The sequence below is a fragment of the Pseudomonas sp. TWR1-1-4 genome (genome assembly GCF_049897165.1).
Taxonomy (GTDB): Bacteria; Pseudomonadota; Gammaproteobacteria; order Pseudomonadales; family Pseudomonadaceae; genus Aquipseudomonas; species Aquipseudomonas canadensis.
The window spans coordinates 702350-717111 of record NZ_JAFCVS010000003.1; the positions used below are offsets into that span (position 1 = coordinate 702350).

General features: G+C 61.4%; 15 protein-coding genes and 1 pseudogene. 10 read left to right on the top strand and 6 right to left on the bottom strand.

What is annotated here, in order from left to right; translation table 11 throughout:
• Positions 1 to 4: 4 nt before the first annotated feature.
• The gene (locus ACP7C6_RS11650) at positions 5 to 427 is read right to left on the bottom strand and encodes a YybH family protein (protein ID WP_305382206.1); all 423 of its coding nucleotides are present in this window, start codon (positions 425 to 427) and stop codon (positions 5 to 7) included.
• Positions 427 to 1377: an agmatinase gene (speB, locus tag ACP7C6_RS11655; protein WP_065909690.1), complete on the bottom strand. Its 951-nt coding sequence runs from the start codon at positions 1375 to 1377 to the stop codon at positions 427 to 429. Before speB ends, ACP7C6_RS11650 begins: the two co-directional genes overlap by 1 nt.
• A gap of 147 nt (positions 1378 to 1524) precedes the next feature.
• Here speB and ACP7C6_RS11660 point away from each other — a divergent pair.
• From ACP7C6_RS11660 to ACP7C6_RS11695, 8 genes and pseudogenes are all read left to right on the top strand, one after another.
• A pseudogene (locus tag ACP7C6_RS11660) lies at positions 1525 to 1626 on the top strand (outer membrane lipoprotein carrier protein LolA); the annotation flags it as partial.
• 8 nt (positions 1627 to 1634) lie between these two features.
• Positions 1635 to 2528, top strand: coding sequence for a LysR family transcriptional regulator (locus ACP7C6_RS11665; protein ID WP_028617381.1), 894 nt, complete (start codon positions 1635 to 1637; stop codon positions 2526 to 2528).
• Positions 2529 to 2534: 6 nt separating this feature from the next.
• The gene (locus ACP7C6_RS11670; RefSeq protein WP_028617380.1) at positions 2535 to 3131 is read left to right on the top strand and encodes a tRNA-uridine aminocarboxypropyltransferase; all 597 of its coding nucleotides are present in this window, start codon (positions 2535 to 2537) and stop codon (positions 3129 to 3131) included.
• A 111-nt stretch (positions 3132 to 3242) separates the two neighbouring features.
• A complete protein-coding gene (gene cysM, locus ACP7C6_RS11675; RefSeq protein ID WP_028617379.1) occupies positions 3243 to 4145 on the top strand; it encodes a cysteine synthase CysM in 903 nt (300 codons plus the stop codon).
• Positions 4145 to 5497 (top strand): 23S rRNA (uracil(1939)-C(5))-methyltransferase RlmD, encoded by a 1353-nt coding sequence (rlmD, locus tag ACP7C6_RS11680; RefSeq protein WP_426108766.1) that lies wholly within the window; start codon positions 4145 to 4147, stop codon positions 5495 to 5497. The genes cysM and rlmD overlap by 1 nt, the downstream gene beginning before the upstream one ends.
• A 119-nt stretch (positions 5498 to 5616) precedes the next feature.
• Complete coding sequence (gene relA / locus ACP7C6_RS11685) at positions 5617 to 7860, top strand: GTP diphosphokinase (protein ID WP_028617377.1); 2244 nt, start codon at positions 5617 to 5619, stop codon at positions 7858 to 7860.
• Positions 7861 to 7868: 8 nt separating this feature from the next.
• The gene (mazG, locus tag ACP7C6_RS11690; RefSeq protein ID WP_028617376.1) at positions 7869 to 8702 is read left to right on the top strand and encodes a nucleoside triphosphate pyrophosphohydrolase; all 834 of its coding nucleotides are present in this window, start codon (positions 7869 to 7871) and stop codon (positions 8700 to 8702) included.
• A 25-nt stretch (positions 8703 to 8727) separates the two neighbouring features.
• A complete protein-coding gene (locus ACP7C6_RS11695) occupies positions 8728 to 9273 on the top strand; it encodes a DUF2058 domain-containing protein (protein WP_028617375.1) in 546 nt (181 codons plus the stop codon).
• Positions 9274 to 9371: 98 nt separating this feature from the next.
• Here the strand turns inward: ACP7C6_RS11695 and ACP7C6_RS11700 are convergent, their stop codons facing one another.
• From ACP7C6_RS11700 to purM, 4 genes are all read right to left on the bottom strand, one after another.
• Positions 9372 to 9560 (bottom strand): hypothetical protein, encoded by a 189-nt coding sequence (locus tag ACP7C6_RS11700; protein WP_010208657.1) that lies wholly within the window; start codon positions 9558 to 9560, stop codon positions 9372 to 9374.
• A gap of 264 nt (positions 9561 to 9824) precedes the next feature.
• Positions 9825 to 10538, bottom strand: a complete 714-nt coding sequence (locus tag ACP7C6_RS11705; RefSeq protein ID WP_028617374.1) for a DUF3108 domain-containing protein — start codon at positions 10536 to 10538, stop codon at positions 9825 to 9827.
• A gap of 8 nt (positions 10539 to 10546) precedes the next feature.
• Positions 10547 to 11197, bottom strand: coding sequence for a phosphoribosylglycinamide formyltransferase (gene purN, locus ACP7C6_RS11710; protein ID WP_426108767.1), 651 nt, complete (start codon positions 11195 to 11197; stop codon positions 10547 to 10549).
• A complete protein-coding gene (gene purM, locus ACP7C6_RS11715) occupies positions 11197 to 12255 on the bottom strand; it encodes a phosphoribosylformylglycinamidine cyclo-ligase (RefSeq protein WP_016976515.1) in 1059 nt (352 codons plus the stop codon). The genes purN and purM overlap by 1 nt, the downstream gene beginning before the upstream one ends.
• A 342-nt stretch (positions 12256 to 12597) precedes the next feature.
• Between purM and ACP7C6_RS11720 the strand changes: the two genes are divergently transcribed.
• Together ACP7C6_RS11720 and ACP7C6_RS11725 are read left to right on the top strand one after the other, a co-directional pair.
• Positions 12598 to 13638 (top strand): DUF2066 domain-containing protein, encoded by a 1041-nt coding sequence (locus ACP7C6_RS11720; protein ID WP_426108768.1) that lies wholly within the window; start codon positions 12598 to 12600, stop codon positions 13636 to 13638.
• Between the two features lie 32 nt (positions 13639 to 13670).
• Positions 13671 to 14744: an AI-2E family transporter gene (locus ACP7C6_RS11725; protein WP_028617371.1), complete on the top strand. Its 1074-nt coding sequence runs from the start codon at positions 13671 to 13673 to the stop codon at positions 14742 to 14744.
• Positions 14745 to 14762: the final 18 nt, after the last annotated feature.

Consider the following 14762-nt stretch of genomic DNA (forward strand, 5'->3'; position numbering starts at 1 on the left):
TTGGCTAAGGGGGCGGCAGCCCTTCCGGCATAGCGGACAAATGTTCGTGACAGGCCAGCCACAGGCCTTCTTGTTGTTCTGCGCCAAGCCCTTGCCGTTTGAAGACAATGGTCTCGCGTTCCTGGCTTTTGAATTGCTCCCCGTTCATGCGCAGCTCGGTGGCCACGTCATGCATGAAAATCGCCACGTCACCTTGCAGGCTGACAAAGGCGTTGCTCGAGGTGCAGGACAGCACCTCGAACCCCTCATCCCGGCGCCAGCTGTCCCACAACGCCTGGTAGGCGTCGCGACTGAGCAGCGGCTGGGGCAGGGTGTAGAACACGAAGCTGGCGTCCGCCGTGAACGCGCCGAAGTAGGCGGCGCGGTCATTGCGGGCGAAGGCCGCCACCAGGTCGGCGGCGGCTTGCAGTACTTCGTGGGCGCTCATCAGCGATGTGCCACGCCAGGCAGCACGCAGAGCATCTCGTACAGCAAGTTGGCGCCCAATAGCGAGGTGTTGCCGGTGGTGTCGTAAGGCGGCGAAACTTCTACCAAGTCGCAACCAATCAGGTCGAGGCCCTGGCAGCCACGGATGATTTCGATCGCCTGGATGGTGGTCAGCCCTCCGATTTCCGGAGTGCCGGTGCCCGGAGCCCAGGCGGGGTCGATGCCGTCGATGTCAAAGCTCAGGTACACCGGGCCGCCGCCGACTTTTTCACGCACTTCGGCCATCAACGGCGCGAGGGAGTGGTGCCAGCATTCTTCTGCCTGAACCACACGGAAGCCCTGTTTACGGCTCCAGTTGAAGTCTTCGGCGGTGTAGCCCTGGGCGCGCAGGCCGATCTGTACCACACGGTCGCAATCGAGCAAACCTTCTTCTACCGCGCGGCGGAAGGTGGTGCCGTGGGCGATTTTCTCGCCGAACATATGGTCGTTGACGTCGGCGTGGGCATCGATGTGCACCAGCCCGACCTTGCCGTGTTTCTTGTGGATCGCCCGCAGGATCGGCAGCGTGATGGTGTGGTCGCCGCCCAGGGTCAGCGGGATCACGTCGTGTTCGAGAATCTCGTCGTAGGCTTCTTCGATGATGCGCACGGCGTCGAGCAGGTTGAAGGTGTTGATCGCCACGTCGCCGATGTCGGCCACCGACAGCGAGTCGAACGGCGCGGCGCCGGTGGCCATGTTGTAAGGGCGGATCATCACGGATTCGGCGCGGATTTCACGCGGCCCGAAGCGGGTGCCGGCGCGCAGCGAGGTGCCGATGTCCAGGGGCACGCCGACAAAGGCGGCGTCCAGGCCCTTGGCCGTTTGCAGGTGGGGAAGACGCATCATGGTGGCGATGCCGGCGAAGCGCGGCATTTCGTTGCCGCCCAGTGGTTGGTGGAAAATCTTGTCCACGGGAGTGCCTCATCGTTGTTTTGTTTGTTAGGGGCCGATTCTGCGAAATACATGGAAACGAAAGAATCGGCAGGGGCAAATACTTAGTTCAGATTTTTCTAAACTATTGCCTGAGGTAAACTGGTCCCAACCTTTGTAGGAGCGAGCTTGCTCGCGAAAACCGTCAACGATGACGCAGCGCATCTGGTTCTACACGGCGCTCTCAGGTTTTTCGCGAGCAAGCTCGCTCCTACAATTACCGCGTTTTTGGAGGCCTCATGGCCAACGCCTTGCCCGACCTGAAACTCCTGCGCATCTTCGTCAGCGTCGTGCGGCATCAGGGGTTTGCCAATGCCCAGCACGAACTCAACCTGTCCACATCGGCCATCAGCACGTACATGAGCCAGCTGGAAGCGGCGTTGGGCCTGGTGCTGTGTCATCGCGGGCGTGGCGGGTTCAGCCTCACCAGCAAAGGCGAATTGTTTCATCAAGAGACCTTGCGTCTGCTGGGCGAGCTGGAAGGTTTCGAGCAATACGCCGCCGCGTTGAAGGGCGAGTTGCGCGGCACGCTGAAACTGGGTGTGCTGGACTCCACGGTCAGCGACAAAGCGTTGCCCTTCGCCGAAGTGATCGGCGCCTACAGCCTGGAACACCCGGCGGTGCACTTGCATCTGTCGGTGATGAGCCCTTATGAGCTGCAACTGGGCGTGCAGGACAACCGCCTGGACTTGGCCATCGGCGCGTTTTCCAACCGCATGAGCGGGCTGATCTACATGCCGTTGTACCGCGAGCAGCACTGGCTGTATTGCAGCACGCGGCATCCTTTATTCAATGAACGGCGCATTCCCGAGCAGGTGATCACGCAGCAACGGATGGTCGGTCGCGGCTATTGGAGCCAGGCCGAGTTGGCACGCCACGGCTTCAAGCACAGCGCAGCCACCGTGGAGAGTATGGAGGCGCAGCTGATCCTGGTGCTGTCCGGCGCCTACATCGGCTACCTGCCCGAGCACTATGCCCAGGCCTGGGCCGATAAGGGCGACCTGCGTGTGTTGCTGCCGGCGACCTTCGGCTATCAGGCGCCGTTCTCGATGATCATGCGTCGAGGCCGCAGCCGCGAACCGCTGATCCAGACCTTCCGCGACTTACTCAAAGCCCAGCTAAACCAGGCCTGATAAACCATGTCCAGACCCCAATGTTCCCGTTGCCTCAGGCCTGTCGCCCACTGTCTGTGCGCGTTGATCCCCAATCTCGACAGTCGCACGCGGGTGTTGCTGTTGCAGCACCCGAGCGAGGTCAACCATGCGTTGAATACCGCACGGCTGGCGGCGTTGGGTTTGAACAACGCGCAGTTGGTAGTAGGGGAGGTGTTTGAAGACTTGCCGACGTTGTTGAACGTGCCCGGCTACCAGGCTCGGTTGCTGTTTCCGGCTGACGACGCCCAGCCATTAAAGGTGTACGCGCCCGAAGATCAGCCGCTGCTGCTGGTGGTTCCCGACGGCACTTGGCGCAAGGCGCGCAAGCTTTTGCACCTCAACCCGCTATTGGCGGCGTTGCCAAGGGTCGCGTTGGCCGACAGTGCGGTGTCCCGTTATCGGTTGCGCAAGGCCCCCGGCCCCGGTGCGCTGTCGACAGTGGAGGCGATTGTGCAGGCGCTGGAGGTCCTGGAATCGCCAGCTTCGTTTGCACCCTTGCTCAAACCCTTCGATGCGTTGATCGACGGCCAGATTGCGGCGATGGGGCCTGACGTGTTCCAGCGCAACCATGGACAGCGGTGACCATTCGGTGGCTTATTCCTTTTAGCCATAAGGTCCGCACTTTGCGTGATATGGCCCGCCGGCCTTTCCCGGTATGATGTTCGCCCCCGCAGTCTGGATTGCGAATACGCCATGACCTTGCAGTACCCTACAATCGCCGATTGCGTCGGCAACACGCCCCTGGTCCGCTTGCAACGCATGGCGGGTGAAACCAGCAATACCCTGTTGCTCAAGCTCGAAGGGAACAACCCGGCCGGTTCCGTAAAGGACCGCCCGGCGCTGTCGATGATCACCCGCGCCGAGCTGCGCGGGCAGATCAAGCCCGGCGACACCCTGATCGAAGCCACTTCGGGTAACACCGGGATCGCCTTGGCCATGGCCGCCGCGATCAAGGGCTACAAGATGATCCTGATCATGCCCGACAACGGCAGCGCCGAACGCAAGGCGGCGATGACCGCCTACGGCGCCCAGCTGATCCTGGTGACCCAGGAAGAGGGCATGGAAGGCGCACGGGACCTGGCCGAGCGCATGGCCGCCGAAGGCCGTGGCCTGGTGCTGGATCAGTTCGCCAACGGTGACAACCCGGAGGCGCACTACACCACCACCGGCCCGGAAATCTGGCGCCAGACCCAGGGTACGATCACCCATTTCGTCAGCTCCATGGGCACCACCGGCACCATCATGGGCAACTCCCGCTACCTGAAGGAGCAGAACCCGGCGATCCAGATCGTCGGCCTGCAACCGATGGAAGGCTCGGCCATTCCCGGTATTCGCCGCTGGCCCGAAGAGTATCTGCCGAAGATTTACAATTCGACTCGCGTGGACCGCATCATCGACATGGCTCAGCGTGAAGCCGAAGACACCACCCGCCGCCTGGCCCGTGAAGAAGGTATTTTCTGCGGCGTGTCGTCCGGGGGCGCGGTGGCCGGCATGTTGCGCTTGTCCCAAGAAGTGGAAAACGCGGTGATCGTCGCGATCATCTGTGACCGAGGCGACCGCTACCTGTCGACCGGCATCTTCGACGAACCCAACTGATGGCCAAGCACGAGAGAGGCCTGCGCTTCCAACCGACGGGCGGCAGCCGGGCCCCGCAAATCCCTGTGGGCAAGAAACAACGCCTGACCATCGAGCGCCTGGCCAATGACGGCAGGGGCATTGTGTTCTTTGAAGGCCGCACCTGGTTCGTGAATGGCGCGCTGGCCGGCGAAGAAGTTGAAGCGCGAGTGTTGGGGGCTCACGGCAAGATCGTCGAGGCGCGCACCGAGCGCGTGCTCAAGGCCAGCGAACTGCGCCGCCCGGCGCCGTGCGCCCATGTTGGCCGCTGCGGCGGTTGCAGCGTGCAGCATTTGCCCCACGGCGAACAACTTGCCCTGAAACAGCGCATGCTCGCCGAGCAACTGTCCCGTGTGGCCGGTGTCGAACCGCAAGAGTGGGCCGCACCGTTGAGTGGGCCGGAGTTCGGCTACCGTCGCCGAGCCCGCGTCGCCGTGCGCTGGGATGCCAAGGCGAAACAGCTGGAAGTAGGTTTTCGCGCCGTGGCCAGCCAGGACATCGTCGCCATCGACGATTGCCCCGTGCTGGTACAGGCCTTGCAACCGATCATGCAGCGCCTGCCGAATATGTTGCGGCGCTTGAGCAAACCGCAGGCCTTGGGGCATGTGGAGTTGTTCAGCGGTACGTCGATCGCCGTGTTGCTGCGGCACATGGCGCCGTTATCGGAAGCGGATCTGCAGGTGTTGAAGGAATTCTGCGCCTTCCATGAAGCCCAATTGTGGCTGCATGGCGAGGGTCAACCTGAGCCGGTCGAAGTCGATTCAGTCTTGGGTTTTCGATTGGAACAGTGGGGGCTGGAGCTGGCATACCGACCTGGCGATTTTGTGCAGGTCAACGCCGGCGTCAACGAGGCTATGGTCGCCCAGGCCCTGGATTGGCTGGCGCCACAACCCGACGAACGGGTGCTGGACCTGTTTTGCGGCCTGGGCAACTTTGCCCTGCCACTGGCGCGCCAAGTGCGTGAAGTGGTGGCGGTGGAAGGCGTGCAGACCATGGTGGACCGCGCGGCCGTCAACGCTGTCAGCAACGATTTGCATAATGCGCAGTTTTTTCAGGCCGATTTGTCCCAGCCTTTGACTGACGCGGAATGGGCCAAACAGGGCTTTTCTGCGGTACTCTTGGACCCACCCCGTGATGGTGCCCTGGAGGTTGTGCGCAAGCTCGCGACCCTGGGAGCCAAGCGTCTGGTGTATGTGTCCTGCAACCCGGCCACGCTGGCGCGGGATACAGTTGAGTTGGTCAAGCAAGGCTACCGGCTAAAACGTGCCGGGATCCTCGACATGTTTCCGCAAACCGCGCATGTCGAGGCGATGGCGTTATTTGAAGCGGGCTAGGATGCCCGTTTAATCCGACCGGCCTGTCGTCTCCAGGGCCTGTGATCTGCCAGGGAGCAGTAGAAGGTCGGCGATGAATTCTGGCGCATCAAAGGTGCGTCGTAGGGAAGGTAAGCAAGATGGTACAGGTGAGAGCACACCAGCCGATCAACACCGACGGCAGTATCAATCTCGAGGCATGGCTGGATCATGCCATCAGTGTCGACCCGGCACTGGACCGTGAAGCCTTGAAAGCAGCCTGCGAGTTCGCTCGCGAGTCTGAGCAGCAAGACAATGCGGCCAAGAACCTGTGGGCAGAAGGCACTTCGAGCTTTCGCACCGGGTTGGAAATCGCCGAGATCCTCGCCGATCTCAAGCTGGACCAGGATTCACTGATCGCCGCCGTGCTCTATCGCGGCGTGCGTGAAGGGCACATCCCGTTGCCCACCGTCAGCCAGCGTTTCGGCGCCGTGGTAGCCAAGTTGATCGACGGCGTGCTGCGCATGGCCGCCATCAGCGCCAGCCTCAGCCCGCGCCAGTCCATGGTGCTGGGCACCCAGGGCCAGGTCGAGAACCTGCGCAAGATGCTGGTGGCGATGGTCGACGACGTGCGTGTCGCCCTGATCAAGCTGGCCGAGCGTACCTGTGCGATCCGTGCGGTGAAGACTGCCGACGACGAGAAGCGCAACCGCGTTGCCCGCGAAGTCTTCGATATCTATGCGCCGCTGGCGCACCGCCTGGGTATCGGCCATATCAAGTGGGAGCTGGAGGACTTGTCCTTCCGCTACCTCGAACCCGATCAATACAAACAGATCGCCACGCTGCTGCACGAGCGGCGGCTGGACCGCGAGCGCTTCATTACCGACGTGATGGGCCAGTTGCGTTCCGAGTTGCAGGCCACCGGCGTCGATGCCGACATCAGCGGTCGTGCCAAGCACATCTATTCCATCTGGCGCAAAATGCAGCGCAAGGGCCTGGCCTTCAGCCAGATCTACGACGTACGGGCCGTGCGCGTGCTGGTACCGGAAATGCGCGACTGCTACACCGCGCTCGGTATTGTCCACACCTTGTGGCGGCACATTCCCAAGGAGTTTGACGACTACATCGCCAACCCCAAGGAAAACGGCTACCGCTCGTTGCACACCGCGGTGATCGGCCCCGAGGGCAAGGTGCTGGAAGTGCAGATCCGCACCCACGCCATGCACGAAGAGGCCGAACTGGGGGTGTGTGCGCACTGGCGCTACAAGGGCACTGACGTCAAGGCCGGGTCCAACCAGTACGAAGAGAAGATCTCCTGGCTGCGCCAAGTGCTGGAATGGCACGAAGAACTCGGCGATATCGGCGGCCTGGCCGAACAGCTGCGCGTGGATATCGAGCCTGACCGGGTCTACATCTTCACCCCGGACGGTCACGCCATCGACTTGCCCAAGGGTGCGACGCCGCTGGACTTTGCCTACCGTGTGCATACCGAGATCGGCCACAACTGCCGGGGCGCCAAGATCAACGGGCGCATCGTGCCGCTCAACTACAGCCTGCAGACCGGTGAACAGGTCGAGATCATCACCAGCAAGCACGGCACGCCGAGCCGCGACTGGCTGAACCCGAACCTGGGCTACATCACCACGTCGCGGGCACGGGCGAAGATCGTCCACTGGTTCAAATTGCAGGCGCGCGACCAAAACGTCGCCGCCGGTAAAACCTTGCTTGAACGCGAACTGGGGCGCCTCGGTTTGCCCCAGGTAGACTTCGACAAGTTGGCCGAAAAAGCCAACATGAAGATCGCCGAAGACATGTTCGCCGCCCTTGGTGCCGGCGATCTGCGCCTGGCCCAACTGGTCAACCTGGCCCAGCAACTGGTCGAGCCGGAGCGCGGCAGCGAACAGCTGGAGCTGATCCCACGCAAGGCCACCGGCTACAAACCCGGCAAGCGCGGCGATATCCAGATCCAGGGCGTGGGCAACCTGATGACCCAAATCGCCGGCTGCTGCCAGCCGTTGCCGGGTGACGCCATCGTCGGCTACATCACCCAGGGCCGTGGCGTGAGCATTCACCGCCAGGACTGCGCCTCGGTGCTGCAACTGGGCGGCCGTGAGCCGGAGCGGATCATCCAGGTCAGCTGGGGCCCGGTGCCGGTGCTCACCTACCCGGTGGACATCATTATTCGCGCCTACGACCGTTCCGGCTTGCTGCGTGACGTGTCGCAAGTGCTGCTCAACGAGCGGATCAACGTGCTGGCGGTCAACACCCGCTCGAACAAAGAGGACAACACCGCGTTGATGTCCCTGACGATCGAGATTCCGGGGTTGGACGCATTGGGGCGGTTGCTGGGGCGGATTTCCCAGTTGCCGAACATCATTGAGACACGCCGTAACCGTACCCCATGAGTGAGTCGATGTATTCGCTGGAAGACCTGCTACACCTGATGAATCGCCTGCGGGACCCGCAATACGGGTGCCCGTGGGACATCAAGCAAACCTACGCGACCATCGTCCCGCACACCCTGGAAGAAGCCTATGAAGTGGCCGACGCCATCGAGCGCGGCGACTTCGATCATCTGCAAGGCGAGCTGGGCGACCTGCTGTTCCAGGTGGTGTATTACAGCCAGTTGGCGCGCGAAGAAGGGCGCTTCGAATTCGCCGGTGTGATCGACAGCATCACGCGCAAGCTGATCCGGCGTCATCCGCACGTGTTTCCTACCGGCGATCTGTATGCACCGCTGGATATCCCGCAGCTGAGTGAAGAACAGGTCAAGGAACGCTGGGAGCAGATCAAGGCCGAGGAGCGTGCGGAAAAATCCGATGCGCCGGAGCAGCTCTCCCTGCTGGACGATGTGCCCACGGCGCTGCCGTCCCTGTCTCGTGCCGCCAAATTGCAGAAGCGCGCCAGCCAGGTCGGCTTCGACTGGCCGTCGGCCCTGCCGGTGGTGGATAACGTGCGCGAAGAGCTGGATGAGGTGCTCGAAGCCATGGCCGACAACGATTCGGTGGCCATTGCCGATGAGGTCGGTGATCTGCTGTTCGCGGCGGTCAACCTGGCCCGTCACCTCAAGGTCGACCCGGAAACCGCGCTGCGTGGCGCCAATGCCAAGTTCGAACGACGCTTCCGATTTATCGAACAGGCATTGCGCGATACGCACCAATCCATAGAAGATTGCACCCTCGAAACGATGGACGCCCTGTGGGGCGAAGCCAAACGTCAGGAAAAGAATGTGTCCAGCTGCGGTTGAGCAGTTGCCTAAGTGAGTAAGCACCATGAGCCTTTCCCTTCGCGACCAGTTGCTCAAAGCAGGTCTGGTCAACCAAAAGCAGGCCAAGCAGGTCGGCAAAGAGAAACAGAAGCAGCAGCGCCTGGTCCACAAAGGCCAAATCGAGGCGGATGACACCCAGGCCCGCCTGGCGGCCGAGGCGCACGCCGAGAAGGTCAAGCGCGACCAGGAACTGAACCGCCAGCAGCAGGAAAAAGCCGAGGCCAAGGCCCGCACCGCCCAGGTCAAGCAACTGATCGAGACTTCGCGGCTGCCCAAGCTGACCACTGAGGACTACTACAACTTCGTGGATGACAAGAAGGTCAAGCGCCTGTCGGTCAACACCCTGATGCGCAACAAGCTGAGCAACGGCTCCCTGGCTATCGTGCACCACGGCGGCGGCTACGAGGTGATCCCGCGCGAGGCGGCGCTGAAGATCCAGGAGCGCGCACCGGAGCGTATCGTGCAGCTCAATATCCTGACGGAGAGCCAGGTGCCGGACGAGGATGATCCGTACGCGGCCTACCAGATCCCGGATGATCTGATGTGGTAAGGCTGTAGAAGCAACAAACCCCGCTCAAAAGGCGGGGTTTTTGTTTGCAGGCAATCCAACTGCTGTGTGGGGCTGGATGCCTGCCGAATTTCAGAGTCTCAGGAGCCTTGTGCCTGGCGTCTCATCTCAAGGGCTTCGAGCTCGTTTTTATAATTATGAGCGTCGCTCTCGTTGTGAAACATGCCGACCAACAGGTCTTGTTGGTGTACATCCCAGATGTGAATCCCATGGCCCAGTGCTTCGTGGGACATATGTTCGTCGTCGCGTTCAGTTACTTTTACAGTCATCTGCTTGCTCCAATCTCTGGTGGATCTGCGGCAAGTCGTCGCAGGCCTTTGTTATATGATTTGTTAGCTTGCTAAGTAAACCGACTTTTCGCGCAACAATTCATTGCAGCAAATGCAACAGTCCTGCAGGCCGCGTAAATCGCGACATTGCCTCGCAGGGCGCTGAGTTTTATGACAAAAGTTTCATGTTCGCGTCAGGGTGGAACCCAATCGACAGGCGAAAAAAAGCCCCGCATTCGCGAGGCTCTTTGTTCCAGTTACCTATCAGCTACCTTTGACAGCCTTACCGTCAACGGTACCGTCCTGCAGCATGATGTTGTATTCCTTGCCATCGGTTTCCACCTGACGCAGGGCAACCAGGATGCCGCCCTGGTCCTTGGCAAACCACATCTGGGTGATGCGCTTGCTCTGAGTCGGGTCACGCACGCGCTCGACCTTGATCGCGTCGATGGAGCCCACCTTGGTCTGGACCTTTTCCGGGCCAATCACGCGGAAGTCGTAGGTGTCGACGTCGGTGCCTTCCACCACGTTGTAGCTCATGCTCTTCTTGCCGGCCGCCACATCGCGCTGCAGGGCCAACTGGTAGGTCGACTTGTCGAGCATACCGCTTTGCAGGGGCACGTTGACCGCGTCCTTGTTTTCAAAGCCGGTGACTTTCTTGGCGGTCTGGTCGAAGTCCAGGTTGATCTTCTTCGCCTTGCCCAGGCCACCGCGCTCGAAGGTGTAGCTCTTCGGTTGCAGGGCGTCCTTGTCAAACAGGATCACGCTGGTTTCGGTGAGGCTGGCGATCATCATGGAAGCCTTGAAGTTCAAGGTCCAGGTGCCATCGCCATTCTTGGCCAGGCTGCGTTCAGCCGAGCCACTCATGGGCAACTGTTTCCAGTCGGCGGTGTAGCTGACGGAGAAAGGGTGAAGGTCTGCTGCTTGCACCGTTGGCAAGGCGAACAGCGCAAAAGCGAAGAGCAAAGCGCGACGCATAAAATCTCCTAGGTTCGAATCAAGTGGCCGCTGGCCGCGAGTAACTGACCGTCCAATAATGCACCCTGGTCGCCAAGAATCAACCGCCCCTCGGCAAACCAGCGCACCGCCAGCGGGTAAATCCTGTGTTCCTGGGTGTGAACCCGTTGCGCAAGCGTCTGCGCCGAGTCGTCAGACTCTACCGGAACCACTGCCTGTACGACCAGAGGCCCGCCATCGAGTTCCTCGGTGACAAAGTGCACGCTGCAGCCGTGCTCGCTGTCGCCGGCATCGAGCGCACGCTGGTGCGTGTGCATGCCTTTGTATTTGGGCAGCAGGGAAGGGTGGATATTGAGCAGGCGCCCTGCGTAATGCCGCACGAAGTCAGCGCTGAGGATGCGCATGAAACCGGCGAGTACCACGAGTTTGGGGTTGAAGGCGTCGATCAGTTCGATCAAGGCGCTGTCGAAGGCCTCGCGACCGTCGAAAGCCTTGTGATCCAGCGAGCGGGTGTCGATGCCCGCGTCCCTGGCGCGTTGCAGGCCGTAGGCGTCGCTGCGGTTGGAGATCACCGCAGCAATGCGCACCGGGCTGTCGCCGGTGTGCGTGCTGTCGATCAGGGCCTGCAAGTTACTGCCGGTGCCGGAAAGCAGCACCACGACATCACAGGTCTCAGGCATCAGTGAGCCTTGAGGTTCTTCAGTTCGACCTGGGCCGCGCCTTCGGCGGCAGTGGCGATCTGACCGATGACCCAAGGCTGCTCGCCAGCTTCACGCAGGACGTTCAGCGCGGTTTCAACGTGCTCTTGCGCCACGCAGATGACCATGCCTACGCCGCAGTTCAGCACGCGGTGCATCTCGGTTTCGTCGACGTTGCCTTTCTCTTGCAGCCAGTCGAATACTGCCGGACGCTGCCAGCTGGCCACGTCAACGATGGCCTGGGCGCCTTTTGGCAGCACGCGCGGGATGTTGTCCAGCAGGCCGCCGCCGGTGATGTGGGCCATGGCCTTGACGGCGCCAGTGTCCTTGATCAGCTTGAGCAGAGGCTTGACGTAGATGCGGGTCGGGGCCATCAGCAGGTCGGTCAGCGGCTTGCCGTCGAGTTGGGTGTTCTCGATCTCGGCGCCGGACACTTCGATGATCTTGCGGATCAGCGAGTAACCGTTGGAGTGCGGGCCGGAAGAAGGCAGGGCCAGCAGGGCGTCACCGGCGGCAACCTTGGAGCCGTCGATGATTTCGGCTTTTTCCACGACGCCGACGCAGAAGCCGGCCAGGTCGTAGTCTTCGCCTTCGTACATGCCTGGCATTTCAGCGGTTTCGCCGCCGACCAGGGAGCAACCCGACAGCTCGCAGCCAGCGCCGATACCGGTCACCACTTGTGCAGCGGTGTCCACGTTCAGCTTGCCGGTGGCGTAGTAGTCCAGGAAGAACAGCGGCTCTGCGCCGCACACCACCAGGTCATTGACGCACATGGCAACCAGGTCGATACCAATGGTGTCGTGCTTGTTCAGGTTCAGTGCCAGGCGCAGCTTGGTGCCCACGCCGTCGGTGCCGGACACCAGGACAGGCTGCTTGTAGCCGGCCGGGATTTCGCAGAGGGCGCCAAAACCGCCCAGGCCGCCCATGACTTCGGGGCGCGCAGTGCGCTTGGCGACGCTCTTGATGCGTTCGACCAATGCTTCACCGGCGTCGATGTCTACACCGGCGTCCTTGTAGCTCAGGGAGGGTTGCTTGCTCATGATCCAGGCCTTTAGGGGGGATTCAGGGGTAACGACCGAGCGGGCGGGGGCTTTTATAAAGGCCACGCCGTTGACGGTCTGCGAAGGCGCGCGATTTTATCAGGCTTGAGGGGCAGCGGCCATCCTCGGGCCGACGGGCAGGGGCATATGGCGTTAAAAAAATGCTAATCGGGTCTGCTTTGGCGCGTATTAAGGTATAGCCTTTACTGCGCTAGCGTTGTGACAGTACGAAAACTTACCAAGACCCTGTGAATGTTTTATCGGTCGCCGTGGTCACAGCCTTGGCAAACCGAGTTCACGCGGTCTGTTCCAGCCGCTAAATTTGTCGTTCGGGAATCTTCCATGCGTCTGTGTAAATTCTTCTTTGTAGGCTGCTTGTCGTTGGTCAGCCTGGCGAGTCATGCCGAAACCCTCAATGGCCTTTATCAAGTACTCGAACCCGTCAGCAGCCAGTCGCCCCAAGAGCGCGACCAGGCCACCCAGCGTGCAGTGCAGACCCTGGTGATCCGCCTGACCGGCGACGCCAAGGCCGCCGAGGGCCCAGGTTTGGCGGCCGTTCGTAAAGATCCGCAACAAATCATCAGCCAGTACGGCTACGACGCCGGCCCGCCGGAAAGCCTGCAAGTGGATTTCGACCCGGTAAGCACTGATCGCGTCCTGCGCGAAGCGGGCTTGTCGATCTGGGGCAGCAATCGGCCGTCGATCCTTGGCTGGTGGCTGAACGACTCCACCGAAGGCAGCAGCCTGGTGGGTGATGGCCAGACCGTCGCCCAGGCGCTGCGCCGTGCCGCGCAACACCGTGGCTTGCCGCTGCGCCTGCCGCTGGGCGACCTGGATGAGCAGGTGGTCGCCACCGCACCGAACCTGGAAAGTGCTGACGCCACACCGTTGCGCGCCGCCTCCGAGCGTTACGGCGCCGACGCTTTGCTGGCCGTGCATGCGCGCCAGGAAGGCAGCCAATGGCAAGCCAAATGGCGCCTGTGGCTGGGCGACAAGAGCGAGCAGGGCACCGCGCAAGGGGCCGACACCGGCGCTGTGGCCGACGCGGTGATGCTGGCGGTCAGCCAAAAGCTCGCGCCACGCTTTGCGGTCAAACCCGGCGTGAGCACCGAACAATTGCTGGAAGTGCAGGGCATGACCTTGGAGCGTTATGCCGCACTGGGTCATCTGCTGGAGCCGTTTGGCGGTCAGCCGCAGTTAGTGGATGGCAATCGCATCGTGTACCGCGTCAATGGCAGTGCTGATCAATTGCGTACCCAGTTGAGCCTGGCCAAATTGCAGGAGATTCCCGCAGGTGAAGCGCCGGTCCAGCAGCCTGTAGTAGACGGCACTCAGCCTGCGGTTGCTCCCGAACCTCAGGCGCAACTGCGTTTTCGTTGGTAGCAGTTTTCTTCTTTATATAGGTGGAGTGGTTTATGGCCGATACGCGTCGTTGGGTGTGGCTTGGCGGGATTGTCCTGCTGTGCGCGTTTGTGTTCCTGCTGCATTCGATCCTGACGCCGTTCCTGGTTGCGTTGCTGCTGGCCTATCTGTTCGATCCGGTGGTGGATCGCCTGGAAAAAGCCGGGTTGTCGCGAACCTGGGGCGTAGTGGCAGTGTTCGCCCTGTTTACCTTGATCATCACGGCGTTGGTGCTGGTGCTGGTGCCGATGCTGGCCAAGCAACTGTTCCGCCTGTATGAGCTGGCACCGCAGATGCTCGATTGGTTGCAGCACACAGCGATGCCGTGGGCGCAGGCGAAATTGGGGTTGTCGGATGGCTTCTGGAAGTTCGACAAGGTCAAGGCGGCCATCAGCGAGCATATGGGGCAGACCACCGATATCGTCGGTGTGGTCCTCAGTCAGGCCACGGCGTCGAGCCTGGCGTTGATCGGCTGGCTGACCAACCTGGTGCTGATCCCGGTAGTGGCGTTCTACCTGCTGCGCGACTGGGACATCATGATGGCCAAGATTCGCAGCCTGCTGCCGCGTAATCGCGAAGAGCGCATCGTGTCTCTGGCCGAGGAGTGTCATGAAGTGCTTGGCGCCTTTGTGCGCGGCCAATTGCTGGTGATGCTGGCCCTGGGGATCATCTACGCCGCTGGCTTGATGGCCATCGGCCTGGAGCTGGGCCTGTTAATCGGCCTGATTGCCGGCCTTGCCGCAATCGTGCCGTATATGGGCTTTGTGATCGGTATCGGCGCGGCATTGGTGGCGGGGCTGTTCCAGTTTGGCGGCGACCTCTACCCGATGCTGGGGATCGTGGCGGTGTTCATGGTCGGCCAGGCCCTCGAAGGCATGGTGCTGACGCCGTTGCTGGTGGGTGATCGAATCGGCCTGCACCCGGTGGCAGTGATCTTTGCGATCCTGGCGGGCGGTGAGCTGTTTGGCTTTACGGGTATCTTGCTGGCGCTGCCGGTGGCGGCGGTGATCATGGTACTGGTGCGCCATGTACACGATTTGTATAAGGATTCGGATGTGTATACGGGGGTTGAAGACCCCGATCTGTAATGCAGTCGTCAAAAAAAA

Coding starts and splice junctions, on each gene's coding strand:
- ACP7C6_RS11650 (WP_305382206.1), bottom strand. CDS start 427: ATGAGCGCCCACGAAGTACTGCAAGCCGCCGCCGACCTGGTGGCGGCC.
- purN (WP_426108767.1), bottom strand. CDS start 11,197: ATGCCTGAGACCTGTGATGTCGTGGTGCTGCTTTCCGGCACCGGCAGT.
- rlmD (WP_426108766.1), top strand. CDS start 4,145: ATGGCCAAGCACGAGAGAGGCCTGCGCTTCCAACCGACGGGCGGCAGC.
- ACP7C6_RS11720 (WP_426108768.1), top strand. CDS start 12,598: ATGCGTCTGTGTAAATTCTTCTTTGTAGGCTGCTTGTCGTTGGTCAGC.
- ACP7C6_RS11695 (WP_028617375.1), top strand. CDS start 8,728: ATGAGCCTTTCCCTTCGCGACCAGTTGCTCAAAGCAGGTCTGGTCAAC.
- purM (WP_016976515.1), bottom strand. CDS start 12,255: ATGAGCAAGCAACCCTCCCTGAGCTACAAGGACGCCGGTGTAGACATC.
- relA (WP_028617377.1), top strand. CDS start 5,617: ATGGTACAGGTGAGAGCACACCAGCCGATCAACACCGACGGCAGTATC.
- ACP7C6_RS11670 (WP_028617380.1), top strand. CDS start 2,535: ATGTCCAGACCCCAATGTTCCCGTTGCCTCAGGCCTGTCGCCCACTGT.
- ACP7C6_RS11725 (WP_028617371.1), top strand. CDS start 13,671: ATGGCCGATACGCGTCGTTGGGTGTGGCTTGGCGGGATTGTCCTGCTG.
- ACP7C6_RS11700 (WP_010208657.1), bottom strand. CDS start 9,560: ATGACTGTAAAAGTAACTGAACGCGACGACGAACATATGTCCCACGAA.
- ACP7C6_RS11705 (WP_028617374.1), bottom strand. CDS start 10,538: ATGCGTCGCGCTTTGCTCTTCGCTTTTGCGCTGTTCGCCTTGCCAACG.
- ACP7C6_RS11665 (WP_028617381.1), top strand. CDS start 1,635: ATGGCCAACGCCTTGCCCGACCTGAAACTCCTGCGCATCTTCGTCAGC.
- mazG (WP_028617376.1), top strand. CDS start 7,869: ATGTATTCGCTGGAAGACCTGCTACACCTGATGAATCGCCTGCGGGAC.
- cysM (WP_028617379.1), top strand. CDS start 3,243: ATGACCTTGCAGTACCCTACAATCGCCGATTGCGTCGGCAACACGCCC.